The organism is Mycobacterium sp. IDR2000157661 (assembly GCF_022317005.1).
Lineage (GTDB): Bacteria > Actinomycetota > Actinomycetes > Mycobacteriales > Mycobacteriaceae > Mycobacterium.
Genome location: NZ_CP081006.1, coordinates 1,803,712 through 1,827,959, shown reverse-complemented (window position 1 = coordinate 1,827,959; position 24,248 = coordinate 1,803,712). Strand labels below are relative to the sequence as shown.

At 68.0% G+C, this 24,248-nt stretch carries 24 protein-coding genes; 6 read left to right on the top strand and 18 right to left on the bottom strand.

The features are described from left to right. Nucleotides 1-65 precede the first annotated feature (65 nt). The 3 genes from K3G64_RS09805 to K3G64_RS09795 all read left to right on the top strand — a co-directional run bounded on the left by K3G64_RS09805 (nucleotide 66) and on the right by K3G64_RS09795 (nucleotide 3,371). Nucleotides 66-1,190: an NDMA-dependent alcohol dehydrogenase gene (locus K3G64_RS09805; RefSeq protein WP_238949467.1), complete on the top strand. Its 1,125-nt coding sequence runs from the start codon at nucleotides 66-68 to the stop codon at nucleotides 1,188-1,190. Between the two features lie 119 nt (nucleotides 1,191-1,309). After that, on the top strand, nucleotides 1,310-2,071 hold the full coding sequence (locus K3G64_RS09800; RefSeq protein WP_238949465.1) for a pirin family protein: 762 nt from the start codon (nucleotides 1,310-1,312) through the stop codon (nucleotides 2,069-2,071). After that, nucleotides 2,049-3,371 (top strand): PQQ-dependent sugar dehydrogenase, encoded by a 1,323-nt coding sequence (locus tag K3G64_RS09795; RefSeq protein WP_238949463.1) that lies wholly within the window; start codon nucleotides 2,049-2,051, stop codon nucleotides 3,369-3,371. The genes K3G64_RS09800 and K3G64_RS09795 overlap by 23 nt, the downstream gene beginning before the upstream one ends. On the opposite strand, the gene K3G64_RS09790 is transcribed toward K3G64_RS09795, so the two are convergent. Beyond that, nucleotides 3,368-3,661, bottom strand: a complete 294-nt coding sequence (locus K3G64_RS09790; RefSeq protein WP_238949461.1) for a GlsB/YeaQ/YmgE family stress response membrane protein — start codon at nucleotides 3,659-3,661, stop codon at nucleotides 3,368-3,370. The two genes, K3G64_RS09795 and K3G64_RS09790, sit on opposite strands and share 4 nt — an antisense overlap. A gap of 165 nt (nucleotides 3,662-3,826) precedes the next feature. On the opposite strand from K3G64_RS09790, the gene K3G64_RS09785 reads away from it, so the two are divergent. After that, nucleotides 3,827-4,909 (top strand): phosphodiester glycosidase family protein, encoded by a 1,083-nt coding sequence (locus K3G64_RS09785; RefSeq protein ID WP_370647179.1) that lies wholly within the window; start codon nucleotides 3,827-3,829, stop codon nucleotides 4,907-4,909. Nucleotides 4,910-4,933: 24 nt separating this feature from the next. Here K3G64_RS09785 and K3G64_RS09780 read toward each other — a convergent pair whose 3' ends face one another. The 15 genes from K3G64_RS09780 to fadD5 all read right to left on the bottom strand — a co-directional run bounded on the left by K3G64_RS09780 (nucleotide 4,934) and on the right by fadD5 (nucleotide 21,399). Continuing rightward, nucleotides 4,934-5,701: a fructosamine kinase family protein gene (locus K3G64_RS09780; protein ID WP_238949459.1), complete on the bottom strand. Its 768-nt coding sequence runs from the start codon at nucleotides 5,699-5,701 to the stop codon at nucleotides 4,934-4,936. Then, complete coding sequence (locus K3G64_RS09775) at nucleotides 5,702-6,532, bottom strand: SDR family NAD(P)-dependent oxidoreductase (RefSeq protein ID WP_238949457.1); 831 nt, start codon at nucleotides 6,530-6,532, stop codon at nucleotides 5,702-5,704. It lies immediately after the preceding gene. Between the two features lie 65 nt (nucleotides 6,533-6,597). After that, a complete protein-coding gene (locus tag K3G64_RS09770; RefSeq protein WP_238949456.1) occupies nucleotides 6,598-7,527 on the bottom strand; it encodes a mammalian cell entry protein in 930 nt (309 codons plus the stop codon). Further along, nucleotides 7,494-8,045, bottom strand: coding sequence for a mammalian cell entry protein (locus K3G64_RS09765; protein ID WP_238949454.1), 552 nt, complete (start codon nucleotides 8,043-8,045; stop codon nucleotides 7,494-7,496). Before K3G64_RS09765 ends, K3G64_RS09770 begins: the two co-directional genes overlap by 34 nt. Then, complete coding sequence (locus K3G64_RS09760) at nucleotides 8,042-9,016, bottom strand: RDD family protein (RefSeq protein WP_238949452.1); 975 nt, start codon at nucleotides 9,014-9,016, stop codon at nucleotides 8,042-8,044. Before K3G64_RS09760 ends, K3G64_RS09765 begins: the two co-directional genes overlap by 4 nt. Next, on the bottom strand, nucleotides 9,013-9,639 hold the full coding sequence (locus K3G64_RS09755; protein ID WP_238949450.1) for a hypothetical protein: 627 nt from the start codon (nucleotides 9,637-9,639) through the stop codon (nucleotides 9,013-9,015). Before K3G64_RS09755 ends, K3G64_RS09760 begins: the two co-directional genes overlap by 4 nt. Further along, nucleotides 9,609-11,177, bottom strand: coding sequence for an MCE family protein (locus tag K3G64_RS09750; protein WP_238949448.1), 1,569 nt, complete (start codon nucleotides 11,175-11,177; stop codon nucleotides 9,609-9,611). The genes K3G64_RS09755 and K3G64_RS09750 overlap by 31 nt, the downstream gene beginning before the upstream one ends. A gap of 3 nt (nucleotides 11,178-11,180) precedes the next feature. Then, complete coding sequence (locus tag K3G64_RS09745; protein WP_238949447.1) at nucleotides 11,181-12,332, bottom strand: virulence factor Mce family protein; 1,152 nt, start codon at nucleotides 12,330-12,332, stop codon at nucleotides 11,181-11,183. Between the two features lie 23 nt (nucleotides 12,333-12,355). Then, nucleotides 12,356-13,990, bottom strand: coding sequence for a virulence factor Mce family protein (locus K3G64_RS09740; protein ID WP_238949445.1), 1,635 nt, complete (start codon nucleotides 13,988-13,990; stop codon nucleotides 12,356-12,358). 12 nt (nucleotides 13,991-14,002) lie between these two features. After that, nucleotides 14,003-15,586 carry a virulence factor Mce family protein gene (locus K3G64_RS09735; protein WP_238949443.1) on the bottom strand — a complete coding sequence of 528 codons (1,584 nt, stop codon included), beginning with the start codon at nucleotides 15,584-15,586 and terminating at the stop codon, nucleotides 14,003-14,005. Then, nucleotides 15,583-16,614 carry a virulence factor Mce family protein gene (locus K3G64_RS09730; RefSeq protein WP_238949440.1) on the bottom strand — a complete coding sequence of 344 codons (1,032 nt, stop codon included), beginning with the start codon at nucleotides 16,612-16,614 and terminating at the stop codon, nucleotides 15,583-15,585. Before K3G64_RS09730 ends, K3G64_RS09735 begins: the two co-directional genes overlap by 4 nt. Further along, nucleotides 16,611-17,822, bottom strand: a complete 1,212-nt coding sequence (locus tag K3G64_RS09725) for an MCE family protein (RefSeq protein WP_238949439.1) — start codon at nucleotides 17,820-17,822, stop codon at nucleotides 16,611-16,613. Before K3G64_RS09725 ends, K3G64_RS09730 begins: the two co-directional genes overlap by 4 nt. A 4-nt stretch (nucleotides 17,823-17,826) precedes the next feature. Beyond that, nucleotides 17,827-18,696, bottom strand: coding sequence for an MlaE family ABC transporter permease (locus K3G64_RS09720; protein ID WP_238949437.1), 870 nt, complete (start codon nucleotides 18,694-18,696; stop codon nucleotides 17,827-17,829). 1 nt (nucleotide 18,697) lies between these two features. Beyond that, the gene (locus tag K3G64_RS09715) at nucleotides 18,698-19,477 is read right to left on the bottom strand and encodes an MlaE family ABC transporter permease (protein ID WP_370647178.1); all 780 of its coding nucleotides are present in this window, start codon (nucleotides 19,475-19,477) and stop codon (nucleotides 18,698-18,700) included. A 230-nt stretch (nucleotides 19,478-19,707) separates the two neighbouring features. Beyond that, on the bottom strand, nucleotides 19,708-21,399 hold the full coding sequence (fadD5, locus tag K3G64_RS09710) for a fatty-acid--CoA ligase FadD5 (RefSeq protein ID WP_238949433.1): 1,692 nt from the start codon (nucleotides 21,397-21,399) through the stop codon (nucleotides 19,708-19,710). A gap of 83 nt (nucleotides 21,400-21,482) precedes the next feature. Here fadD5 and K3G64_RS09705 point away from each other — a divergent pair, with 83 nt between their 5' ends. Continuing rightward, the gene (locus K3G64_RS09705; protein ID WP_238949432.1) at nucleotides 21,483-22,175 is read left to right on the top strand and encodes a GntR family transcriptional regulator; all 693 of its coding nucleotides are present in this window, start codon (nucleotides 21,483-21,485) and stop codon (nucleotides 22,173-22,175) included. Nucleotides 22,176-22,205: 30 nt separating this feature from the next. Here the strand turns inward: K3G64_RS09705 and K3G64_RS09700 are convergent, their stop codons facing one another. Then, the gene (locus K3G64_RS09700) at nucleotides 22,206-22,646 is read right to left on the bottom strand and encodes an SRPBCC family protein (RefSeq protein ID WP_238949431.1); all 441 of its coding nucleotides are present in this window, start codon (nucleotides 22,644-22,646) and stop codon (nucleotides 22,206-22,208) included. 17 nt (nucleotides 22,647-22,663) lie between these two features. Beyond that, a complete protein-coding gene (locus K3G64_RS09695; protein ID WP_238949424.1) occupies nucleotides 22,664-23,095 on the bottom strand; it encodes an acyl-CoA thioesterase in 432 nt (143 codons plus the stop codon). 30 nt (nucleotides 23,096-23,125) lie between these two features. On the opposite strand from K3G64_RS09695, the gene K3G64_RS09690 reads away from it, so the two are divergent. Continuing rightward, complete coding sequence (locus K3G64_RS09690) at nucleotides 23,126-24,244, top strand: alcohol dehydrogenase catalytic domain-containing protein (RefSeq protein ID WP_238949422.1); 1,119 nt, start codon at nucleotides 23,126-23,128, stop codon at nucleotides 24,242-24,244. Nucleotides 24,245-24,248 lie beyond the last annotated feature (4 nt).

The following is a 24,248-nucleotide window of genomic DNA, read 5'->3' as shown; positions in this document are numbered from 1 at the left end:
GCTGTCGTCGCTGCTCAACGCGCTGGTTGGCCCCGCTTCTGGAACGTGTTCTATGATCGCCGGTCATGAAGACCAAGGGTGCCCTGCTGTGGGAGCTGAACTCGCCGTTCCGCGTCGACGAGATCGACATCGGCGACCCCGTCGACGACGAGGTGCAGATCCGCCTGCACGCCGCGGGCTTGTGCCACTCCGACTACCACCTCACCACCGGCGCGACGCCGATCACGCTGCCCGCGCTCGGCGGTCATGAGGGCGCCGGCGTCATCACCAAGGTCGGCCGCAACGTCACCGGCCTCGAGGAGGGCGACCACGTCATCCTCGCGTTCATTCCCGCCTGCGGTGAGTGCCCGCCCTGCCTCAAGGGCCACCGGTCGCTGTGCGACCGCGGCGCGCTGCTGCTGGGCGGCAAGGCCATCGCCGACGGCACCTCGCGCGTGCACGCCGGTGACACCGAGGTATCGCCGATGAACCTGCTCGGCACCTTCGCGCCGTACATGACGGTGCACAAGCACTCGGTCGTCAAGATCGACAAGGACATCCCGTTCGAGACCGCCGCCATCATGGGCTGTGCGGTGCCGACGGGCTTCGGCTCGGCCACCAACGTCGCCGAGGTCGCGCCCGGCGAGACGGTCGTCGTCGTCGGCGTCGGCGGCATCGGCATGAGCGCGCTTCAGGGTGCGGTGATCGCCGGCGCTCGCAACGTCGTCGCCATCGACCCGAACGAGTGGAAGCGCGATCAGGCCATCAAGTTCGGCGCCACCCACGTCTACCCGTCGATGGCCGAGGCCATCGCACCGATCATCGACCTCACCCACGGCGTCATGGCCGACAAGACCATCATCGCCGTCGGTGACATGAAAGGTGAGTACATCGAAGAGGCGCTGACGCTGACCGCCAAGACGGGCACCTGCGTCGTCACGGGCATGGGCCCGATGATGGACGTCGACGTCAAGCTCAACCTGTTCCTATTCACAATGCTGCAGAAGACGTTGAAGGGCAACATCTTCGGCGGCGGCAGCTCGCACATCGAGACGCCGAAACTCGTCGGCCTCTACAAGTCCGGCCTCCTCAACATCGACGACATGGTTACGCGGACCTACCGCCTCGAGGACATCAACTCCGGCTACGCGGACATGCTCGACGGCAAGAACATCCGCGGCGTCATCACCTACGACGAGGCGGACTGGTAGCCAGCAGCCGCAGCACCGTCGACAGGGCCCGGTGCCCCGCCCTCGGCCAGGGCGGCATCATCCATGTTGTCGCGTCCAGTAGCCACACCTAGGCTTGGGCTCGACCCGAGAGGCACATCATGACCGCTCCCATCGTCGACGTCCGTCGCTCCGGCGACCGCGCCAAGACCCGGATCGCCTGGTTGGACTCCAAGCACTCGTTCTCCTTCGGCAGCCACTACGAACCCGAGAACACCCATCACGGGCTACTCCTGGTCAACAACGACGACATCGTCAAGCCCGGCAAGGGATTCGACACCCATCCGCACCGCGACATGGAGATCGTCACCTGGGTGCTGCGCGGATCGCTCGTGCACCAGGACTCCACGGGCCACTCGGGCGTCATCTATCCCGGCCTGGCGCAGCGAATGTCGGCCGGGCGCGGGATCCTGCACTCGGAGAAGAACGACTCGTGGACCTTGACCGGATCCGAAACACACGACGAGCCCGTCCATTTCGTGCAGATGTGGGTAGTGCCCGACGAATCAGGAATCGCACCGGGTTATCAGCAGCTCGAGATCGACGACGAGTTGCTGCGCGGGAAACTGGTGACGATCGCGTCCGGCATGCCGCAGCACAGTGACGACACCGCGATCACCATCCGCAACAAGTACGCGGCCCTGCACGGCGCGCGCATGCAGGCCGGTGACAACATCGAACTGCCCGCGGCGCCCTACCTGCACCTGTTCGTACCCCGTGGCGAGGTCACGCTAGAAGGCGCGGGTCCGTTGCGCGAGGGCGACGCCGTCCGCTTCACCGGGTCGGGTGGCCAACGAGTCACCGCAACGTCGCCCGCGGAGATCCTTGTCTGGGAGATGCATGCGAGTCTCGCCGCGGCATAACGCAATCGGCTGCCTGCTGAGCGTGGCGGTGCTGGCGGCGTGCTCCACCAGCCCGCAGCCCACCCCCGTGCCAAGCCCGTCGCCGACCACGTCGGCACCGAGCCCCGATGCGGCCGCGCTGACACCGGTGGCTGTAACGGTCCCGGAGGGCCTGGGCGCCGCACCCTTCGACGAACCACGTCGGGCGCTGGTGCCGCCGGGTTGGACGATGGCGGTGTGGGCGCGGTTGCCCGCCGCCCGGCTCGCCGAGTGGACGCCCGATGGCGCCTTGCTGGTCTCCCTGCCGGACGCCGGCCAGGTGGTGGCGGTCGAACTCACGGATAGGCAACCGCGACAGTCGGTTCTGCTCGACGGACTCAACCAGCCGCACGGGCTGGCGTTCGCAGGCGACACCCTCTACGTCGCCCAGAGCGACCAGCTCGACGCCTATGAATACGCCGATGGTCGCGTCGGCAACCCGCGCACGATCGCCGACAGCCTGCCCGACGCGAAGAGCCCCGACCTCAAAGGCCGTTACGCGCATGCGCTGAAGAGCGTCGCCGTAGGGCCCGATGGCAGCGTGTACTTCTCGATCGGCTCGACGGGCAACATCTCTGCCGCGGACCGCACCGCCGATCCGCCCCGTGCGACGATCATGCGGGTGCCGCCCGGCGGCGGGCCTGCGCAACCATTCGCGACGGGCGTGCGCAACGGCACCGGATTGGCCATCGCCCCCGACGGCTCGGTGTGGACGGCCAACAACGGCCGCGACAACGTCGCGTTCCCGGAGCCAGGCCCCGACTACGGCAAGGTGATTCCCGAATACGTCACCGACAATCCGCCCGAGCAGTTGGCGCGACTCACGCCGGGTCGCGAATTGGGCTGGCCCTTCTGCAATCCCGGCCCCCGTTCGGCAGGACCGGCCGACCTGCCGATGATCCGCGACGTCCAGACCAACGCCGGCGGGGACCGGATGGACTGCGCGGCCCTGGCGCCGATCGAACAGAGCTTCCCCGCTCACTCGGCGCCGCTGGGTCTGAGCTTCACCGACGGCGCACTGCCCGAGCCGTATTCGCGCGGAGCCCTGGTCGGCGTGCACGGCTCATGGAACGCCGATCCACCGCGCGCGCCGGAGGTGTCGTTCTTTCCCTGGCGCGACGGTGGACTCGGTGACCAACAGACTCTCGTAGGCGGTTTCCAGACCGACGACGGCTCCCGGTGGGGCCGTCCGGTCGCCGCGGTCGTCGGTCCCGACGGCGCTGTCTACATCACCGACGACTACGCCGACGCCGTGTACCGGCTGGCCCCTCCCGGGCGCTAGCGGACGTTACTCCCCGGTGCGCGGCTGCTGCGACGACCCGTGATCCCGATGTAGACCGCGATGAGCACGATCGCGACGATGATGCCCACCAGGAACGGGATGATCTCGAACCCGCCGTTGGAGTTGGAGTAACCGAGCTGGTAGGTCAGCCAGGTGCCGACAAAGGATCCGAGCGCACCCAGCACGATCGTCATGATCACGCCGATGTTCTGCTTGCCGGGCATGATGAGCCGCGCGAGCGCGCCCACGATCAAACCGACGACGAGGGCACTGAGGATGGTTCCGATCATTTCTGCTCCCTGTGTGTAGACCGTCGCACGCCTAGTACCCATCGATGGGAATTCCACTCAGCATCCGACCCGACGCCGGATTGTGATACGGCTGTGACGCAAGTTGACAGTGCGTTTGCTGTGGTTAGTGTTGTGTTGATCCCGCTGCTGCGCGAAGGGGCGACCGTGTTGACGACCACCGCAATCACCCGCAGAATCGCGGCATCCGCCGCGGTGCTGCTGATGTGCGCGGCGATGTCGTTCACCGCGGGCGCGCCGACCGGGCACGCCGCGAACGCACGCGAGTTGCTCGCCAACGCGATCGCCACCACCCGCGGGTCCTACCTCGTGTACAACTTCGGCGGCGGCCATCCCGCGCCGATGCTCAACGCGGGCGGCAACTGGTACGAGATGACCAGCGGCGGACACCTGATGATCATCAAGTCCGCCTCCACCCGGCTCGCACCGCGGCTGCTTGTCGACTCTCACAACGGTTTTCAGGCGCGCTGCGAGCGTGACCCCCGGGCCCGCACCGGCGAGGGTCTGTTGCAGGCCTCGGAGATCTTCACCCCGCTGCAGGCCTGGCAGGCACTCGGTCAGCCGACGATCGCGATCAACGCCAACTTCTTCGACGTGCGCGGCCAGCGGGGCGGATCCTGGAAGACGACGGGCTGCAGTTCGCCGCTCGGCGCATATGTCGACAACACACACGGGCAGGGCCGGGCCAACGCCGCAGTCACTGGCAGGGTCGCGTATGCCGGTAAGCAGGGTCTGTCCGGGGGCAACGAACACTGGAAGGCGTTGTCGACGATGATCCTGCCGGTCGGCGGTGCGCCCTATGTGGTGCCGCCTGCCGGCCCCGACGACTACGACGCGGCATCCCCCGTGGTGGAACGTCTTGTCGACGAGGGCACTCGGTTCGTCGCGGTCGCAGGCATCGGCCTGCTGGCTCCCGGCGACACCGGTCAGCTCAACGACGGTGGTCCCAGCGCCGCGCGCACGGCCCTCGCGTACGCCAAGGACAAGGACGAGATGTACGTGTTCCAGGGCGGCAGCTACACGCCCGACCAGGTGCAGGACCTGTTCCGCGGCCTTGGCAGCGACGCCGCGGTGCTGCTCGACGGCGGCGGGTCGTCGGCCATCGTGCTGCGCCGCGACACCGGTGGCATGTGGACGGGCGCGGGCGTGCCGCGCGGATCCTGCGACACCCGTCAGGTGTTGTGCGACTCGCGAGAGCGCGCGTTGCCGAGCTGGCTGGCATTCAACTGAGCCGTCGCGCCTGCCTGTGGGGGTTCACGCCGCGACGGCGGCTCGCGCGGCGGCGGCCGTTTGCCCAGCGTAACCACCGCCGAACAGCACGACGTGCGCCAGCAGCGGATACAGCTGGTACAGGCCGACCCGCGCCTGCCACCCGTCGCGTAGCGGGCGTCGCTGCTGGTAGCCGCCCAGCACTGTGTCCAGGTGCGGGCAGCCGAACAGCGCGAGCATCGCCAGGTCGGTCTCCCGGTGGCCGCCGTGTGCGGCGGGGTCGATGAGCACCGCCCCTGCGCGTGTCCACATGACGTTGCCGCTCCACAGGTCGCCGTGCAGGCGTGCGGGCGGGTCGTCGTCGTCGAAGTCACCGGATTCACACCTGTCGATCACGGCTGTGACAGCCGCGCGGGTGGGTGCGTCGAGCCTGCCGGCCGCCAGTGCGGCCATCGGCGCCAACCGTTCGCGAGCGTAGAACGCACCCCACCGGTCATGACCGGTGAGCGACATCGGCAGCGGCTGGTGCAGCGGGCCGAAGAAGCCCGGCCCGCTCCAGCCGTCGGGTGCGGCGCCGAACGCGCCCGCGCCCGCATCGTGGGTCCGGGCCAACCGACGGCCGAAGTCCTGTGCAGCGGCCCGGGTCGGGGTGGCGCTCGTCAGCCGTTCGAGGGTGAGCCCGGTGTCATCGACCGCCAACACGGTCGCACAGGGCACACCGCCCGGCGCGGCCGAAAGCCATTGCAGCCCTGCGGCTTCGCAGGCGAAGAACCCGGCGGGCGCGCCCGCGTCACGCTTGACGAACGGCGGCATCTACGGCTGGCCGGACACCTTGCGCAGCACCGTGTCGCGCAGCCCGGTCGGCATGTTGGTCATCAGCGCGGCCTGCAGTCGCGGACCGAGGCCGACGACGTAGCGGGCGCGGGGCCGGCGCGCGGTCAGCGCCTGCTCGACGACCGCGCAGACCTTCGCCGTCGGTACCGCCAGGCGCTGCGACACCGGCACCATCTTCCGCCAGCCCGCGATGTGTTTGGCGTAGAGCTGGCGGTGTTCGGTCCGCATCGCGCCCGCCAGCTCGTCGACCATGGTGTCTGCGGTGCGCCACATGTCGGTGTCGGTCTGTGCGGGCTCGATGATGACGACCGGGATCCGCCACGGCCGCAACTCCATGCGCAGCGCGTCGGCGGCCGCCTCCAGCGCGAACTTGCTCGCCGCATAGGCGCCGATGAGCGGCATCGACAGCCGCCCGTTGACACTCGAGATGAACACCACGCGGCCGCGCGACTCGCGTAGCCGCGGCAGCACCGCCTGGGTCACCGCGAGTTGTCCGACCACGTTGATCTCCAACTGCTTTCGCCACTGGTCCGGAGTCACCGTCTCCATCGGTCCGCCGACCACCACGCCGGCGTTGTTGACCACCGCGTCCAGGCGGGCGGGCAACGCCGACGGCAGTTCGGCGATGTGGTCGGCGTCGGTGACGTCGAGCAGCACCGCCGAGATGCGGTCGGGGTCCAGTGCGGTGACCGCCTGGGCATCCTGCTCGGTGCGCACGCCCGCGACGACGTCCCATCCGCGCGACGCGAGATGTTCGACGATCGCCCTACCGATACCTCGCGACGCCCCGGTGACAAGAACTGACGGCATACCGGCAGATTAGTCCTGCCCCGCCCGCCGCCGAACCAGAACAGCACTGCACTGCCGGCGGTCGCCTACAGCTGCGGCGTCAGGTCCAACGAGGTGACGGTCGACATCTTGGTGATCAACCACTTCGCATCCTGGCGCTCCATGGTCAACCGGTAGGACAGGTACCGCAGCGACGGGATGTTCTTGGTCATCGGGCTGGTGGCCACCGAGTTGGTGTACACGATCGCGGTGGCTTCCGATGGCGTCAGTGTCTCCACCGCCGCGCCGAGCACGTCCGTCGTGTTGGTGACCTGAGCCTGCTTGTTCGGCGCGACGATCGCGTCGATGTACTTGCTGTACTCGTAGGCGAAGTCACCGCCGAGGAAGCCGGCCGACCGTTCCGGCAGGCTTTCCATGTTGTCGGGCGTGTACGTCCACAGCGTCGAGATGGCGCTTGCGGCCGTGCGTGCCACGTCGAGTTTGATGTCGACCTCCGCACGCTCGGCGAGGTACGGCTGCAGGGTCGCCCCGGCGAATGCGGCGGCGCCGACGAACAGGACACCCGCCGCAGCGGTCGTGACGAGCAAGCGCTTGGAGGCCGGCCGGTGCGGGACGAAAGTCACCTCCTGTAGCGGCTGTTCCTCGGGCTCGGGCGCCTCGGCCGGGTCGTCGGGCGCTCCGGCCGACGGCTCGGGTTCTTCGGTCGGCGGTTCGGCTTCTTCGGTGGCATCGACCTTGGTTCGCGCAGCCTTGCCGACGGGCACCTTCGGCGCCGGCTTCGGCTCCTCGACCGCCACCGTGTCCCCGGCAGCTTCCTCGGAAGACGAGTCGGTCGCCGCCTCGGCCGCGGGCTCGCCGGCCTTCGCCCTGCGACGCAACGAGAATCTCCGACGACGCTGCTGCGGGGCCGCAGCCGGCTCCTCGGTCGTCGTCGGGTGCACATCCGTGACCGTGGGTGCGGCCGCATCGGATGTCTCGGTGGTCAGATCACCTGAATCAGCTGGCTGATCTTCCACTGCTGTCCTTCCATGGTTGCCGTTGCGACCCAACGGTTTCCGCTTTCCACGGTGGTCTTTCCGTCGGGCGACTTGCTGGTCACCTTGGTCGCGACGAGGATGTCGGCGCTGCCGTTGTCGTTCCATCGCTGCACCCCGGCGGCCACCACCTCGCCGGTCGTCGGCTCCGCGCGGGCGACCTGGATCAGGATCTCGGGCTCCTTCTGCTTGAACATCTCGGCGAACTCGCCGGTGCCCTTGGCCTGGATCCGGTCCACATAGGCGTTGGCGTTGAACGGGTCCAACGTCGTGTAGGTGATCATGAACTCGCTGACATAACCGATCGCGGCGGCGTCCCTGATCTGTTCACTGCGGTCACGCTGGTGGCTGACGAGTATCAGGCTGCCGACGGTGATCGCAGCCGCCATCAACACCGATGCCACCGTGGCGACGATCGGCAGCCCCCAGCGGCGAGGCGGCTTCGGCCGGTTCTCGAAGAAGTCCGGCTCGTCGGCCGCGACCCTGCGCCGGGGGCTCACTGTCCCTGCGCATTCATCATGGGCTTCTTCAGCACGTTGAGGTTGCTCACCAACCACTTGCCGTCCGGCGCCTGCTCGAAGTCCACCCGCACCGTGGCGGTGATGAACTTCAGATCCTTGGCATCGGCACCGCGCTGACCTTGCATCGCCATCAGCATCGAGGCCGTGTCCGGGGTCGCCGACAGCACCGCGCTGCTCACCGCGAAGTACTCGTTGGACACGACTCCGGACTGCTGCACGGCCTGTTGCTGGGCGATCAGCTGCGGACGGTATGCCTCGGTGGTCAGCGACTGCGCATTCGAGAAGTCCTGCTGCAGTGTCTGATCCTGATAGCTCAGCATCTGTTCGACGATGCGCGGGCCCTGCTCGGCGATCTGGCGGCGGGTGTCGTCGACGGCGCGCTCATGGCGGTACACCACCGCGTAGCTCAGTGCGACCGCCACCATGCACAACAGCGTCGCCACCACCAGCGCGATGGCGGTCCAGCGGCGCACATCTCGGGCGGGCGGTGGCACCGGCCGAACCTCCGTACGCAACAGCAGGTCGGCGAAGGTGCGGCGGCGCCGGTCCCACAGCGGCCACAGCCAGCCGAGGAACAGCGCCGCGGTGTCCAGCAGGTGTGCCGCGTCGCGCCCGAGCAGCCGCCACATTCCGACGGGGGCGCCGTCGCCGGATCTGACCGCGATCCCGAACACCGCCCGGCCCAGGCTGAAGCCCTTGACCGCCGGCAGGACCCAACGGTTGACGGCCATCGCCAGCACCGCCAGGGCGGCGGTCACCGTGCACACCCACCACAGCGAACTGCCCTGCGGTGCGGTGAGCGCCACCACCGCCATCGTCGCGACGACGGCGACGCCGGTGCCGACGTCGATCGCGAAAGCGCCGACGCGCGCCACCCAGGGTGCGACCGGGTCGGCGGTGACCGCCTCGGGCACCGTCGTGTCGGTCGTGCTGTCCAGTACCGCGGTCACGAGGTGACCTGATCGAGCTTGGCGACCTTGTACTTGCCCTCGTCGGGCGCCATCTGCACCCGCAACCGGTAACCCTGCTCCTGGTCCGCGGTGTCGGAGTTGGTGACCTTCACCCGCACGGCGACCAGCACGTCGAACGACCCGTCGGCGTTGTGCTTCTCCACCGCCGCCCGCATGTCGGACACCTGGACTCGGACGTCGGCGGCCTGGTAGGCGTCCACCAGCACCCCGCTGTAGAGGGAGGCCTGCACCGCGAACTCACCCGTCGAGCACTGGAAGATCTTGGACTGCGCCTCGGTCATCGCTGCGACGTCGGGAGCATGCGTGGCCGCCACACAGTCCTTGGCGGCCTGCAGTGCCGCCGCCTCCGAGCGCGCCGAAGCCTCGGCCTGCCGGTTGGCCTTGGTCAGCAGGTAGCCGCCGAGGCCACCGCCGAGGGCCAACAGCACCAGCGTTGCGCACACGACCACGGCCAGGCCGCGGCCGATCCGCGAGGGGCGTCGCACAGTTCCTGCGTCGTCTGGCTCGGGGTATTCGGGTGAAGATACTGCTAACGACTCTTCAGACGTCTCATCAGCATCGGGGGTGGGGTTCAGCCGGCTGGTGCCAGCATCTCCTTCCATCCGTCGTCTCCTGTGTTGATCGAGTTGCTGACGTTGTACCTGACGCCGTCGGGTCCGACCACCTGGCCGCTCTGTGGGCTGTACACCGCCGTGGAGCCGGGAGGCCCCGGTGCCGGAGTGTAGATGCACGGATTGGGTTGCTGCCCGCTGCAGCGCACCGAGCCCTCGCCGGGGGGGCTCAGCGGGTCGCTGATCGGCGCCGACGAGTTGGGCGGCGGCAACTCGTCGGCGGGTGCCGGGTTATTGCCGTTGTTCACCGACGGGGCCTGCATCACGCCCCGGCCGGGGTTCACCCCCTGGTCGCAACGCGCCGCCGGGGCCGGGCACGACAACACCTGGTTGGGGTCGCCGTACCACGGGTTGGTGCCCAGCGGCACGTACGGCTCGGGGCTGCGGCATTCCCGCGGGGTCGCCGCCCGCTTGCCCGGCACGTCGGCGCACGGATAGTTGCGCGCGCCGCGCACCACGTTGCCCTGATAATCCTTCGGGATCTTGCAGTAGGTCCCGCGGGGCAGCTCCGCCATGCTGGTGTCGGCCGGTGAGCGCCACTCCGAGGCGGGCAGGAAACCTGTCAGACACGGCGGCGGCTGGTTGATCGCACCTATCGCGAGCGGCAACTGGCCGTAGCCCTCGAACAACGTGCCCGCCTGCGCCACCGCCGCGCCCTGCGGCAAGAGAACTAGCGACTGCTCGAGGCCCTTGTTGTAGCGCTTGAGCATGTCGGCCACGATCGCCACGTTGGCCAGCGTCTGCGGCAGCGCTTCGCGCACCCCGCTGAACACGGAGTTCACCTGGTCCAGCGTCGGCGCCGCCTGCTGCAGGCCGCTGCGCAGCGCCGCGTCCTGCTCGGCTGCCTGGGCGGCGATCACGTTCAGGTTGCGCGACCACTGCGCGATGTTGTCGCCGGAGTCGACCTGGCTCTGCAGGAGCGGTCCCGCGTTCTCGATGAGGTCGTTGACCTGCGGGAGGTTCTCCTGGAAGCCCTGGGCGAGGGTCGTCGTCGACTCGACGAGCCGCTGCAGCGCCGGGCCCAGCCCGCCGACCGCCTGCGACGTCTCCGTCAGCAGGACGTCGATCTTCTCCTGCGGCAGCTCTGCCAGGGCATTGTTGGCCGCGTCCAGGGCCGGTCCCACCTCGCTGGGCACGGTGCTGTCGGTGATCGTCGTACCCGGTTCCAGGTACTCGTTGGGATCACCGGTCGACACCAGGTCCAGATACTGCTCGCCGATCGCCGACACCGAGTGCACGTTGGCGCTTGCATCCGCCGGGATCCTGTACCGTTCGTCGATGCTCATCGTCGCCAACGCGCCCCGCTCGGTGGGCTCCACCGCCGTCACCTTGCCGATTTGGGTGCCGCGATAGGTCACGTTGGCCGTTGCGTACAGGCCGCCCGAGCGGGGCAGCTGCGCCTTGAGCTCGTACTGCCCGATGCCGACCAGGCTGGGGATGCGCAGATAGTACCAGCCCAATACCACGAGCGCGACGATAGTCAGGATGGTGAACAGCACCAGCTGGATCTTGATGAACCTGGTCAGCACTGCTCACTCACCCCTCTCCACGAGCGGCCCGTTCGGTGCGTTGTGCGGGTTCGGCACGAACCGCACATCCGGGATCATCGTCGCCGGGTCGCGGCCCCACGCCTGCTCCAGTGCGCGCAGCATGCCGGAAAGGCCCGTGCCCGACAGTACTGCATTGTCGATCGACGAAAGTGTCAAGTCCACCGTCAGCGACGCGTTGAGGTAGTCGCCGCGGATCACCTTCGGCACGTTCTCAATAGAGAACGGCGCCGTGAGCATCAGCTTGAGCGCGCCGATCAGGTATGGCGACGCCCGGCCCAGCTGCTTGAGCGGCCGCTGCAGGTTCTGCAGGTTGGTGTTGAGGTCGTCGCTCGCCGGCGCCAGCGCGTTCTCGGCCGCGACGCTGACGCGTCCCAGCGCCACCACCGCGTCGGCGAACAGGTCGCGCGTCTCGGCGAAATGCTCGATCAGCGGCGGGAACTCGGTGAGCACCCGGTCCAGCGTGTCGTTGCGCGAAGCGACGATGGACAGCAGCCGGTCGGTCGAGTCGATGGCGCGGGTAATGTCCTGGCGCTGCTGGTTCAACTCGTCGGTGAACGTGTCCAGCTTGTTGAGGAACTCCCGGACCTGGTCCGCCCGGCCGTTGAGCAGGTTGTAGATCTCGGTCTGGATGACCTCGAGGTTCTGCACCCCGCCGCCCTGCAGGATGGACGCGATGCTCGCCAGCACCCGCTCGGTGGTGGGAAAGGCCGACGCGTTGCGCAGCGGGATCGTGTCACCGTCGGTCAAGGGTTGCGTCGACGGGTTGGGCGGTTCCTCGAGTTCGATGTGCTGCGAGCCCAGCAGGCTGGTCTGCCCGATAGCCGCCAGCGTGTTCTCCGGCAGCTTGAGGCCGGGCTCCAGATCCAGGGTCAATGTCGCGACCCAGTTCTTCAGCTCGATCGCGCGCACCCGGCCGACGTACACGTCGGCGACCCGGACGCGGCTGTTGACGTTGAGCGCCAACGTATCCGGCATCTGAACGTAGATCGTCATCGCGTCCTCGCCGGTGCCCGGACCCCCGGGCAGCGGCACGTTCGCGATGCCCTTCCACGACGAGCACGAGCTCAGGACCAGAGCGATGGCGCCGAACGCGACGATGCGCCTGGCCATCCTGCTCCATTTACGCGCGGTCATCTGGTTACCTCTGTTCGCGCTCATCACCGGCCTGCCTCGGCGGGTAGCGGCGGCCCGGCCGGTGCTGCGGGGGCGGGAGCCGGGCCCGGTCCGACCGGCGCCGACATCACGGTGCCACCCGGGTCTCCGGGGATGACGCCCGGCGCAGGTGGCGGCGGCGGCCCGGGCTGCGGATACCACGGCGGCGGCAGCGGATTGTTCTGATCGAACGCGTTCGGCGGTCCCGGCAAGTTGCCGTCGCGGGTGGTGCCGAAGGCCGGCGGCGCGGCGCCCACGACGCAGTTGGGTCCACCCATCAGCTCCGCGAGGCACTCCGGGGTCATCATGTTCGCCGTGAACGGCTGCACGTCGACGCCCTGCATACCGGGCGCGGCGACCCAGCCAGGCTCGTGGTTGCCGTGGCTGAACAGGGTGTCGCGCGACCAGATGCCGGGCACCGTAGTGTCCTTATAGCCCGGCGGCGGCTGCAGCCTCGGCTCGGAGTAGGCGATCTGCTTGGGCAGCGTCATCGCGGAGCTGAACTGGTTGACGCCGAAGAACGGGAAGTTGAACTTGATCGCGTCCAGAATCGGCGCCAGGTATTGCGCGCACATCTCGGCCGACTCCTGGTAACCCAGCCGGCTGCCCGCCTGAATTGCGCTACAGATGAACTGCAACGGGTTGGCGAAGTTGTTGATGACGGCGTAGCTGTTTACGCCACCGGTGACCGGCGAAGCGATATTCACCAAATTCGCACCGAGGTTCGGGAAGATGTGCAGAGCGGTCTCCAGGCCGTCGCGCGGTTCCGGCTGCAGGATTGCGGTGGTGGCCTCGGCGAGGTTGTTGATGTCAGTGGTCAGCACCTCGGCGTTCTCGTCGAGGAAGCTGCGGGTGGTCGACAGCAACTGGTTGAGATCCTGCAGCGCGTTCGCGACCTCGCGGTCGGTGTTGGTGAACGCGCTGGTGAACTCGGCGAGGTCGTTGTTCAGCGCGACGAACTGCTGGTCGCTCTGGTACAGCGCGTTGACGAACAGCGCGAGGCTCTTGATCACGCTGAAGAAGTCGTCGCGGCCCTCGTTGAGCGTGAACAGCGCCTCGGACAGATTGGTGAGCGTCCGGTTGAGCTGTTCACCCTTGCCCGCGAACCCGTCGGCGGCCGACTCGATGACGTCACCCAGCGGCCCCCGGGGCTGCTCGGGCGTCGGCCCCAGATCGGTGAGAACGCGGTCGACCGCGTTGCGCAGTTCGTCGTACTCGACGGGTACCTGGGTCCGTTCCAGCGGAATGACGGCGCCGTCCTCCAGCGCCGGACCGCCGGTGTAGGGCGGGGACAGCTGGATGTTGCGCGACGACACCAGGCTCGGGTTCAGGATCGACGCGGTGACGTTGGCGGGCACCTTGTGGGACTCGTCATAGTTGAAGGTGACCTTCATCTTGTCACCGGCCGGGTCGATCGAATCGATCGTGCCGACCTGCACACCCATGATGGTCACCTTGTCGCCCGGATACAGCGCCAGGGTGTCGGTGAAGTAGGCGACGACGGTGTTCGTCGTCATCCGCTTGTACAGCTGGTAGCCGACGAACGCGGCCACTATCGCCACCACCAGAATCAACGCACCGATGATGACGGTGGCGCGGGTAAGAGCGGGCATCTTCACGTTGCTGAAGATCGTCGACATCTGCTGATCCCCCTAACCCTGTTGTGACCCTGGCGGGAGGAACGGCGGATTGCCCGGCAGCGGAGCCATGTCGACCGGCGGCAGTTGCTGGCCGGGGCCCGGTACCGGCGGCGCCGGCAACGCCGGCGGCAGCGGCGCGATGCCCGGCGTGAAGTCGGGCGGCAGCGGCGGCTGCGGTCCGACCGGCACCGTGCGGGCACCCGGCGGTGCCGGCGGCAGCGGCACGTCGACACCGGGCACGGGCGAGGACACCTGGCCCGGGATGGCCGCGGCGGGCACGCCCGGCGACGGCTGCGGGCCGTGCACATTCGGGTCCGACGTCGCCACGTTCGGCCGGCCGTAATAGTTCGGGCCGTACGGGTTGTCACCGAACGGACCCACCGACAGGTCGGCACAAGGCAGCGGGTTGCCGGGTGTCGGCAGGCCGTCGGCGGGCGGCGTGTACGAACACGGGTCGCCCTTGAGCACACCGGGGCCGGGGTTCTCGGGGGTGCCCTCGAGGACGGCGGGGCCGGGTGGCGGCGCGCCGTTCTCGAAACCCACGCCGTTGGGGTCGGGGAACCGCCACGCAGGCAGGCCCGCGTCGCGCCAGAACTTCTGTGGGTCGATGCCGCGCTTCTTGAACGCGGCGTCGACGAAGGGCTGCAGGATCTGGCCCGGTAGCAGGTTGGCGAGCATGACCTTGAAGTACGGACCTGACGCGATCGCCTCACCCAGCGACGCCGCGAAGCTGGCTACCGTGGTCAGGGTGTCCATCAAATCGTACTTGCGGTCGACAAGCACGTCGCTGACCACCCGCAGCTGCTCGAGCACCCGGTTGAGGTTCGGGTTGTCGTCGATGAAGCCCTTGACCTGTTCGGAGAAGGCGCCGACCCGCTCCAGCAGCATGCTCACCGCGTAGCTGCGCTCGTTGATCTCGCCCAGCAGCGTCTGCGCGTTCACCAACAGCGCGTTGATCTGCCCGCCGCGGTCCCCGAGGATGCCCGCGATCTTGTTGGCGTTGTTCAGCAGCTTCTTGATCTCGTCGTCGCGCTTGCCGATGGTGTCGGAGAATCGGGCCACGCCGTCCAGCGCGGCGCTCAGGTTCGGGTAGGTCTGGTCGATGGTCTCCGACAGCACGTTCAGCGACTCTTTGACGGTCTGGGTGTCCCACTCCGAGGCGGCCTTGGTCACGTCGAAGAAGGCGTCGTAGATCTGGTACGGCGTGGTGGTCTGGCCCAGGGGCAGCACACCGCGGGGCTCCAGCACCTCGGTGCCGCGCGGGTCGATCTCGATGTTGCGCCGACCGAGGATGGTGTCGGTGCGGATGGCCGCCCGGCTGTCGGTGCCGATCTGGGTACCGCTGAGGCCGTACCCGATCAACACCCGGTCACCGTCGATCCGCATACTGCGCACCGAGCCCACGTCGACGCCGGCGATGCGCACCTTGTCGCCCTGGCCGATGCCGCCGGTGTCGGAGAACTCTGCGTAGTAGGTCGGTGTCGCGAACAGCATCGGCACATTGGTGAAGCTCTGACCCACCCCGAGGACGAGCACCAGGATGATGATGCCCATCAAGCCGTTGCGGACCCGGTCGGATCCTTCAAGCGTCCTCATTGCGGCGTGCACCTACCCGACGGCTGACCGATGAGCCTGACGGTTCGCACCGGCCCACCCGGCTGCAACCCGTTGATGCGCAGGGAGATGTCGCAAGCGTAGAAGTTGAAGAAGTCGCCGTAGATACCGCCCGACCGGCCGATGATCTTGAAGGCGACCGGCAGCCTGGTCAACAGGTCGTTCAGCCCGTCGCGTTGATCGACCAGCGGCTGTTGCACCGCCTCCAGATGACCGACCGTGCTCTGCAGCAGCGGACGGTTGTCGGCGAGCAGCTCGGCGATGGTGCCCGCCGCGTCGCTGATGCCCGCGACCGAGGTCGCAATCGGATCGGCCCGGTTCTTCAGCCCGGTGATCAACGCCTCGAAGTTCTGCACGGTCTCGTCGAACTCCTGTTGATGCTTGACCGTCGTGTCCAACACCGTGTTGAGATTGCGGATCACCTCTCCGATCGCCTGGTCGCGGTCCGCCAGAGCCGAGGTCAGCGCCGCGGTCTGGGTCAGAATGTCGTTGATCGTGCCGCCCTGGCCCTGGAATACCGTGATGATCGACTGCGCGATGGTGTTGACCTTCTCGGGATCCAGCGCCCGGAACACCGGACGGAATCCGCCGATCAACGCGTCGAGGTCCAACGCGGGCTGCGTGCGCTCGATCGGGATGGTGGCACCACCGGGAATCCGGTTGTCGCTGTCGCCCCTCTTGAGCTCCAGGTAGCGGTCGCCGATGAGGTTGAGGTAGCGGATCGACGCCGTGGTGCCGTCGAAGAGCGGCAACGAGCGGTCGACGCTGAAGTTGACCTTGGCCATCGAGCCGTCGCCGATCAACTCGACGCTGGAGACCTTGCCGACCTCTACACCGGAAGCGCGGACGAACTGCCCGCTCCGCAAGCCGCTGGCGCTGGAGAAGACCGCGGAGTAGCCGGTGGTGCGGTCGAACCGCATCTGGCCGAACACCACGACGATGATCGCGGTGAACAGCAGCAGCACCAGTGAGAATGCGCCGAGTTTGATGGCGGTACCGGTAATTTTCATGGGTTGATCGTGTTCTCCCCCACTTGGCGGCCCCAGACGTACTCGATAAGCAGCGGCTGCCCCAGCTCGAAGTGGTTGTACGGCGCGATCGAAGCACCCGTGTCCGCGACAAGATACGGTGCGGGATACAGGTCTCGCGTGATCGGCTGCCAGCAGCCCGGCCGGCCCTCGGGGCCACCGCGCGCGTTCACCCGCGGTAGGTTGTCCGGATACACATACGGGTTACCGGCGCCTTCAATGGTCGAGAGAGTCTGCAGCGAATACCCGTCGCCGCCAAGGGACGCAGCGACTTTTGGCTCCAAGTCGTGGAAGTTGCGGATCGTACAGAACAGCGCCGGGCTGTACTCGTCGAGCGTCTCGGAGGTCGGGATGAGGTCCTCCAGTGCACGCACCAGATACGGGCCGCTGCGCTCGAACACGTCGGCGCCGGTGTTGCCGAAACCGACCGACGCGACCAGCGCCTGATCGAGGTTGCCCCGTTGCTCGTTGAGGGTCTGAGCGGTCGTCACCGCGTACCCCAGGGCGTCGAACAGGTCCGGGGCGGCGTTGGCGTACACCTCGGTGAGGTCGGCCAGCAACCGGTTGTCCCGGCGCAACTCCGGCATCCGGGCGTTGACGTCGGTCAGGATCTCGTTGCCGTCGATGATCGACTCCCCGAAGCGGTCCCCCAACCCGTCGAGGGCTTCGGCTGTCGCAGTCAGGGTCTGGTTGAGCTTGATGGGGTCGACCTGCTCGGCCACGTCCACGATCGTTTCGAACAGCGTGTTGAACTCCGTGGTCACCGACGTCGCGTCGATCACGTCGTTCTTGGTGAGGTGCTCCGGCGACGGGTTCTCCGGGGAGTTGAAGTTCACGTACTTGTTGCCGAACACCGTGGTGGCGTCGATGCTCGCGTCCACGTTCTTCGGGATCAGCTCCAGGTACTTGGGGTTGACCTCCAGCAGAATCTTCGCCTGCGGCTCGCCGCCGACCGACACGACCTCCGTGCCGGTGACGCGGCCGATCTGCACGCCGTTCAAGGTGACCTTGGAGCCTTCGTTCAGCGACAAGCCCGAGCGCGAGGCGAGCATGGTCAGTTGCGTACGCGGCAGCAGATCGCCGCGGAACTGCAAGAACACGAGGACCAACACGACGACGGCTATCAGCGCCAGGACGATACCGGCCAGTTTGTACGGCGGCGTGCGTGGCTTGTTCAAGGGTGCGGTCATGGCATCACACCGTCAGGTTGAAGTTCGGGTCGACGCCGTAGAGCGCCAACGAGGCCAACAGGACCACGACCACGATCGCCACCAGCGAGGCCCGCATCGACCGTCCGACGGCCTCGCCGACGCCGACCGGGCCGCCGCTGGCGAAGTAGCCGTAGTAACAGTGGTTGAGCATCACGATGACCGAGATGATGACCGCCTGGACGAAGGACCAGAACACATCCTCCGGCCGCAGGAACGTCCGGAAATAGTGCTCGTAGGTGCCGATCGACTGGCCGTAGAAGAACGTCGTGGTCACCTGTGCGGACAGGAAGCTCATGATGATCGCCATCGCGTACAGCGGGATGATCACGACGAAGCCAGCCATGATGCGGGTCGACACCAGATAGGAGATCGACTTGATGCCCATCACCTCGAGTGCGTCGATCTCCTCGGCGATGCGCTTGGCGCCGAGTTCGGCGGTGGCGCCGGCACCGACGGTGGCGGCCAGGGCCTGGCCGGCGACGACGGGTGAGGCGATGCGCACGTTGATCAGCGCGGCGAAGAAGCCGGTGAACGCCTCGACGCCGATGTTGCCCAGTGAGGCGAAGCCCTGGATCGCCACGAGTGACGAGCCGGACAGCGTCACGAAGCCGACGATCGCGACCGTGCCGCCGATGACCGCCATCGCGCCGGTGCCCATGCCGATTTCCGCGATCAGCCGCAGCGTCTCTTTGCGGTAGTAGCGCAAGGCATGCCCGATCGAGCCGATCGAGGTGACGACGAACCAGGCGACATGGCCCAGGCTGTCCAGGAATTTGGCGGGCGCGCTAGCGACATCCTTGGTGCGGTCATAAGCCCGCGGGAACCGGGACCGCAGGACCTGAGTAGTGGACACGTCAGCCGCTCCCTGTTCCGAACCGGACGCCGATCGTGGTCAGCACCACATTGACCGCGAACAAGGCGATGACGGCCAGCACCAGCGTTTCGTTGACCGCGGTGCCGACGCCCTTGGCGCCGCCGGACACCGTCAGGCCGCGGTAGCAGCCGACGAGTCCGGCGATGAGGCCGAAGGTCCCCGCCTTTATGATCGAGATGAGTACCTCGGGCAGACCGGTGATGAGCGTGAGGGTGGAGACGTAGGCGCCCGCTGACACGTTCTGCAGGTAAACGCCGAAGATGAAGCCGCCGACCAGGCCGACGGTGATCACCGCGCCGTTGAGCAGGATCGCCACGAACGTCGACGCGACGACTCGGGGCACCACCAGGCGATGGATCGGGTCGATGCCCAGGACCTCGAGCGCGTCGATCTCCTCGCGAATGGTGCGCGCACCGAGGTCGGCGCAAATGGCGGTCGATCCCGCGCCGGCGACCACCAGCACCGTGACCAGAGGTCCCAGCTGCGTGACCGCGCCGATGGCTGCGCCGGCACCCGAGACGTCGGCGGCGCCGAACTCGGCCAGCAAGATGTTGAGCGTGAAGATGAGCAGCACGGTCAGCGGGATCGACACCGCCAGCGTCGGCAGGAACGCCACCCGCATCAGGAACCAGCTCTGCAGGATGAACTCCCGCCACTGAAAAGGCTTGAGCAGCGCCTTCCCCGTCAGCACGCACATGCGCACGAAACCACCGACCGCTTCGAGCCCCGGCCTGACCTGCTCGCGCACGTATCCGGTCATGCCGGACTGCGCGGTCACCAGTGTGCTCCCACGGCGCGGCGGCGACTGTCGCAGCGCAACGGCAGCCCTCGTCGCACGTGCCCTCCTTGCCCCAACCCGGCGAATGTGACCTCCGTCCTACTACCGGTCAGTAGTAACACGGACCACAGGAATGTACCCGATCGCCTCGTCGCCGTGCACGGCAACCGGCGGATTGAGACCGTAACCGTTAGCAAAATCCTCCCCGCTCCTTAATTGCCTTGCGCCGCAGCAGGAACCGTTGGCGGAGTGGAACTTTCGCCGGCGTCAATCGGTTCGGCGGCGCCGAAACGCGCGCGCAGTTCCGTTTTTAGCACTTTGCCCGCAGGGTTGCGGGGCAGCGCGTCGACGATCTCGAGGGCCTTCGGGTGCTTGTACCGGGCCAGCCGTTCGGTCAGGAATCCGTCCAGGTCGCGCAAGTCGAGCCCGGCTCGGGCGCCCGCCCCCTGCGGCACCTTCATCGCCACGATGGCGACCGGCACCTCACCCCACTTCTCGTCGGGGCGGCCGATGACCGCGACCTCGGCGATGCCCGGGTGGGCGGCCAGGGCATTCTCCACCTCGGCGCAGTACACATTCTCGCCACCGGAGATGATCATGTCCTTCTTGCGGTCGACCACCCAGACGTAGCCCTCCTCGTCCTGGCGCACGAGGTCACCGGAGTGGAACCAACCGCCGGCGAACGCCTTGGCGGTGGCTTGCGGGTTGTTCCAGTAGCCGGCCATCAGTGTCGGTGCGCGGTACACGATCTCGCCGACCTGGCCGACCGGCACGTCGTTCATGTCGTCGTCGACCACCCGCGCGGCCACCGTCGGGATCACCTTGCCGACCGAACCGACCTTGCGGACGGCGTCCTCGCCCAGCAGCATGCAGGTCACCGGCGACATCTCCGTCTGGCCGAACGCCGCGAGAATCTGTGTGCCGGGAAACGTTTCGGACATCTGCCGCAGCAGCGTGTCCGACGCCGGGGCGGCGCCCCACGAGAGCACCCGCAGCCGGAGCCGGCGCGGTCGCGACGACTGCGCGGCACACACCGCCTGCCACTGCGCCGGCACCAGGAAGATACCGGTCACCTGCTCGGCCTCGAGCACGTCGAGCAGCTCGTCGGGATCGAAGGCGCCCAGCGGATAGATCACCGTCGGCCTGCCGAGCAACAGGCCGGGGATCATGTTGCCGATGCCGGCGATGTGGAACAGGGGAACACCGATGAACCCGACGTCGTGGTTGATGTCGGCGCCGTTGGTGAACAGGAACGTCAGCGCCTGGCCCGCGATGTTGGTGTGGGTGAGCATCGCGCCCTTGGGTCTGCCGGTGGTGCCCGACGTGTACATGATCAGCGCGGGTGCGTCGTTGGGGATGTCCACCGCAGGCGCGCCGGCCCCTTCGGCGACGAGGTCGTCGTAGCCCTGCACACCGTCGTCGGTGCCGCCACCCGCGACGACGACGGTGGTCAGCGTCGGGTCGAGATCACGCACCGCGGTGGCGACACCGGCGAGCACCGCCTCCGTGATCACCACCCGGGCCTGGCAGTCGGCCACCAGGAATGCGATCTCCGGCGGGGTCATCCGGAAGTTCACCGGGACCGCGATCGCACCCAGCCTGTTGACCGCGAGGACGGACTCGATGTACTCGGTCCGGTTGAGCATCAGGATCAGCACGCGGTCGCCGAACGTCACCCCGCGGCCGGCCAGCGCCCCTGCCAGCCTGCCGACCCGGTCGTCGAGTTCAGCCCACGTCGTGGTCTGACCGAGGAAGCGCAGCGCGGTGTTGCCTGGTTGCATCAACGCATGCCGCGCCAGCTGGTTGGTCCAGTTCTGCCTGCGGGCGAGATACGCCTGAACGGTGAGGTCCGGCTCGATCAACGGTGTGCTGCTCCATCCGTACGGGTTGCGCGTGTTTGACATTTGATCAAACATGGAGTTGCCCCGGTCACACTAGGACCTCGGCGGGCTCTGGTACAACCCCTGCCAGGAGACCGGAGAGCACAGTGAACGCACCGTCTCGACCACGCCCGAGGCCGCGTCGCGCGTTACGCCGCGAGCAACTCTCCGACGAGGTCGCCGCGCGGCTGCGGGCCGACATCATGACGGGCACGCTCCGACCCGGTACCTACATCCGGCTCGACGAGACCGCGGCGGCGCTGGGCGTGAGCATCACCCCCGTCCGCGAGGCGCTGCGCACGCTGCGCGGTGAGGGCATGGTGCAACTGGAACCTCATCGCGGGCACGTGGTGGTGCCGCTGACCCGCGGCGACGTCGAGGACATCTTCTGGCTGCAGGCGACGATCGCCAAGGAGCTGGCCGCCACGGCCGCCGAGCGCATAACCGAGGCCGAGATCGACGAGCTGGACCGGCTCAATGAGGAGCTGGCGGCCGCGGTCGGCAGGCAGGACGCCCAGGAGATCGCCTCAGCGGAGTTCGCCTTCCACCGCGCGTTCAACCTGTCGACCGGGCGCATCAAGCTGGCCTGGTTCCTCTTACATGTGGCGCGTTATCTGCCGGGCCAGATCTACGCCGGTGACCCGCATTGGGGCGCCGGGACCGTCGCCGGTCACCGAGAGCTGACCGCGGCACTGCGCGGCCGGGACGTGGAGACGGTGGTGAAGCTGACCGCCGGGGAGTTCACCGACGGCGCGCGCCGACTCATCGCGCGCCTCGACGAGACGGGGTTGTGGAGCTGAGCCCTCCATGGTCCACCGGGCGGGCCATGACTACCTGGCGGCCAGGTGCTCCGCACGCGCCTTCAGGTTCTCGGCCAGGTAGTCGAGCGTGTCGCCGATCGCCTTCTTGACCATCGGCTTTGGGATCGGCAGCTTGGTCTCGACATCGAGGTCGACGGTCAGCAGCGACGTCGCGCCCATCGGCACCACCGAGAACTTCTGCTCCTGCTTGTCGAAGTGGTCGCCCTGCTGCAGCACCGTGAAGATCTGGTTCTCGCCCGGGTAGTAGACGGCGGTGATGAAGGTGCCCGCCTGTCCCTGCACCACCACGTCGAGCCGCAGCTGGCTGGGCCGCCCGTCGTGATAGCGGGCCAGCACCCAGCACCCCTTGATCTCTTCGTTCCACTGGGGATAGGCCTCGAAGTCGGCGACGATTCCCATGATCGCCTCTGCGGAGGCCGCGACCTCGACGGTCTTGCTCACGAGCGGCATCGCACGAGCATATCGACTCAGCCGATGGTCTCCAGCTGGGAGCGGATCGCCTCGGGGATCGGCACCGGCCGGCGGGAGGCCCGGTCGACGTAGACGTGCACCCAGTGGCCGACCGCCGCGACCGGACCGGCGTCCTGCCAGATGCCCAGCCGGTAGGTGACGCTGGAGGTGCCCAGCCGGGTCACCGCCAGGCCCACCACCAGCGGCTCGGGGAAGCGCAACTCGGCCAGGTACCGGCACCCCGACTCGGCGACCACCCCCAGCCACGGCACGGCCAACGGGTCGATGCCGCAACCGGTGTTCAGCCAGCCGTTGATCGCGGTGTCGAACAGTCCGTAGTAGACGGCGTTGTTGAGGTGGCCGAACATGTCGTTGTCAGTCCAGCGGGTCGTCACCGGCCAGTGCACCGGAAAGTCGCCAGCGGCGAACTGGTCCTCGCGTCTGGTCATCACAGCAGTCTCGCAGGCAGGCTGGTGGCCATGAGGATCCGCGGTGCTGTGCTGGAAGAGATCGGCCGGGCCCGGCCGTACGCCGAGTCACGGCCGTTGACGGTCGGCGAGGTGGACCTCGCGCCGCCCGGCGACGGCGAACTGCTGGTGCGCATCGAGGCGGCCGGGCTGTGCCACTCCGACCTTTCGGTGGTCGACGGCAATCGGGTACGGCCGGTGCCCATGCTGCTCGGGCACGAGGCGGCCGGGGTCGTCGAGCAGGTGGGTCCGCAATCTGGGCAAGGCGTCTCCGACCTGCCGGTCGGTTCGCGGGTGGTGATGACGTTCCTGCCCCGGTGCGGCCACTGTGCGGCATGTGCCACCGGCGGTCTGACACCGTGCGAACCCGGCAGCGTGGCTAACAACGCGGGCACCCTGATGACGGGTGAGCGTCGCCTGTCCCGCGACGGCGAGCCGATCCACCATCACCTGGGCGTCTCCGGCTTCGCCACCTACGCCGTCGTCGACCGGCGGTCCGTGGTGCCGGTCCCCGCCGACGTGCCTGCTGCGGTCGCGTCGCTGCTCGGCTGCGCGGTGCTGACCGGCGGCGGAGCCGTCATCAACGCCGGCCGCCCGCATCCGGGTGACACCGTCGCCGTCGTCGGCCTCGGTGGTGTCGGCATGGCCGCGCTGCTGACCGCCCTTGCCCAGGACGACGTCCGTGTCGTCGGTATCGATCAGGTGCCCGACAAGCTCGAGCGCGCCCGCGCCATGGGCGTGCACGACGCCCACACCCCCGACGCGGCCCGCGAGCTCGGCCTCAAGGCGGCCGTCGTCATCGAAGCCGCCGGACACCCCGCTGCGCTCGAGACCGCGGTGGCGCTGACCGCGCCCGGCGGACGGACGGTGACCGTCGGCCTGCCGCGGCCCGACGCGCGGGTGTCGTTGTCGCCGTTGGGATTTGTCGCCGAGGGCCGGTCGCTGATCGGCAGCTATCTCGGCTCGGCGGTGCCGGCGCGCGAGATCCCCCACTTCGTGGAGCTGTGGCGGGCAGGCCGCCTGCCGGTCGAGTCGCTGGTGTCGTCGACGATCTCGCTCGACGAGATCAACACGGCGATGGACGAACTCGCCGACGGCAGGGCCGTCCGCCAGATCATCCGGTTCGACTGAGGCG

Excerpts from the sequence above, each read along its gene's own strand:
- K3G64_RS09805 (WP_238949467.1), top strand. The coding sequence starts at position 66 with ATGAAGACCAAGGGTGCCCTGCTGTGGGAGCTGAACTCGCCGTTCCGC.
- K3G64_RS09800 (WP_238949465.1), top strand. The coding sequence starts at position 1,310 with ATGACCGCTCCCATCGTCGACGTCCGTCGCTCCGGCGACCGCGCCAAG.
- K3G64_RS09795 (WP_238949463.1), top strand. The coding sequence starts at position 2,049 with ATGCGAGTCTCGCCGCGGCATAACGCAATCGGCTGCCTGCTGAGCGTG.
- K3G64_RS09790 (WP_238949461.1), bottom strand. The coding sequence starts at position 3,661 with ATGATCGGAACCATCCTCAGTGCCCTCGTCGTCGGTTTGATCGTGGGC.
- K3G64_RS09780 (WP_238949459.1), bottom strand. The coding sequence starts at position 5,701 with ATGCCGCCGTTCGTCAAGCGTGACGCGGGCGCGCCCGCCGGGTTCTTC.
- K3G64_RS09775 (WP_238949457.1), bottom strand. The coding sequence starts at position 6,532 with ATGCCGTCAGTTCTTGTCACCGGGGCGTCGCGAGGTATCGGTAGGGCG.
- K3G64_RS09755 (WP_238949450.1), bottom strand. The coding sequence starts at position 9,639 with ATGGAAGGAGATGCTGGCACCAGCCGGCTGAACCCCACCCCCGATGCT.
- K3G64_RS09745 (WP_238949447.1), bottom strand. The coding sequence starts at position 12,332 with ATGACCGCGCGTAAATGGAGCAGGATGGCCAGGCGCATCGTCGCGTTC.
- K3G64_RS09740 (WP_238949445.1), bottom strand. The coding sequence starts at position 13,990 with ATGTCGACGATCTTCAGCAACGTGAAGATGCCCGCTCTTACCCGCGCC.
- K3G64_RS09735 (WP_238949443.1), bottom strand. The coding sequence starts at position 15,586 with ATGAGGACGCTTGAAGGATCCGACCGGGTCCGCAACGGCTTGATGGGC.
- K3G64_RS09730 (WP_238949440.1), bottom strand. The coding sequence starts at position 16,614 with ATGAAAATTACCGGTACCGCCATCAAACTCGGCGCATTCTCACTGGTG.
- K3G64_RS09725 (WP_238949439.1), bottom strand. The coding sequence starts at position 17,822 with ATGACCGCACCCTTGAACAAGCCACGCACGCCGCCGTACAAACTGGCC.
- K3G64_RS09715 (WP_370647178.1), bottom strand. The coding sequence starts at position 19,477 with ATGACCGGATACGTGCGCGAGCAGGTCAGGCCGGGGCTCGAAGCGGTC.
- fadD5 (WP_238949433.1), bottom strand. The coding sequence starts at position 21,399 with ATGTCAAACACGCGCAACCCGTACGGATGGAGCAGCACACCGTTGATC.
- K3G64_RS09700 (WP_238949431.1), bottom strand. The coding sequence starts at position 22,646 with ATGCCGCTCGTGAGCAAGACCGTCGAGGTCGCGGCCTCCGCAGAGGCG.
- K3G64_RS09695 (WP_238949424.1), bottom strand. The coding sequence starts at position 23,095 with ATGACCAGACGCGAGGACCAGTTCGCCGCTGGCGACTTTCCGGTGCAC.
- K3G64_RS09690 (WP_238949422.1), top strand. The coding sequence starts at position 23,126 with ATGAGGATCCGCGGTGCTGTGCTGGAAGAGATCGGCCGGGCCCGGCCG.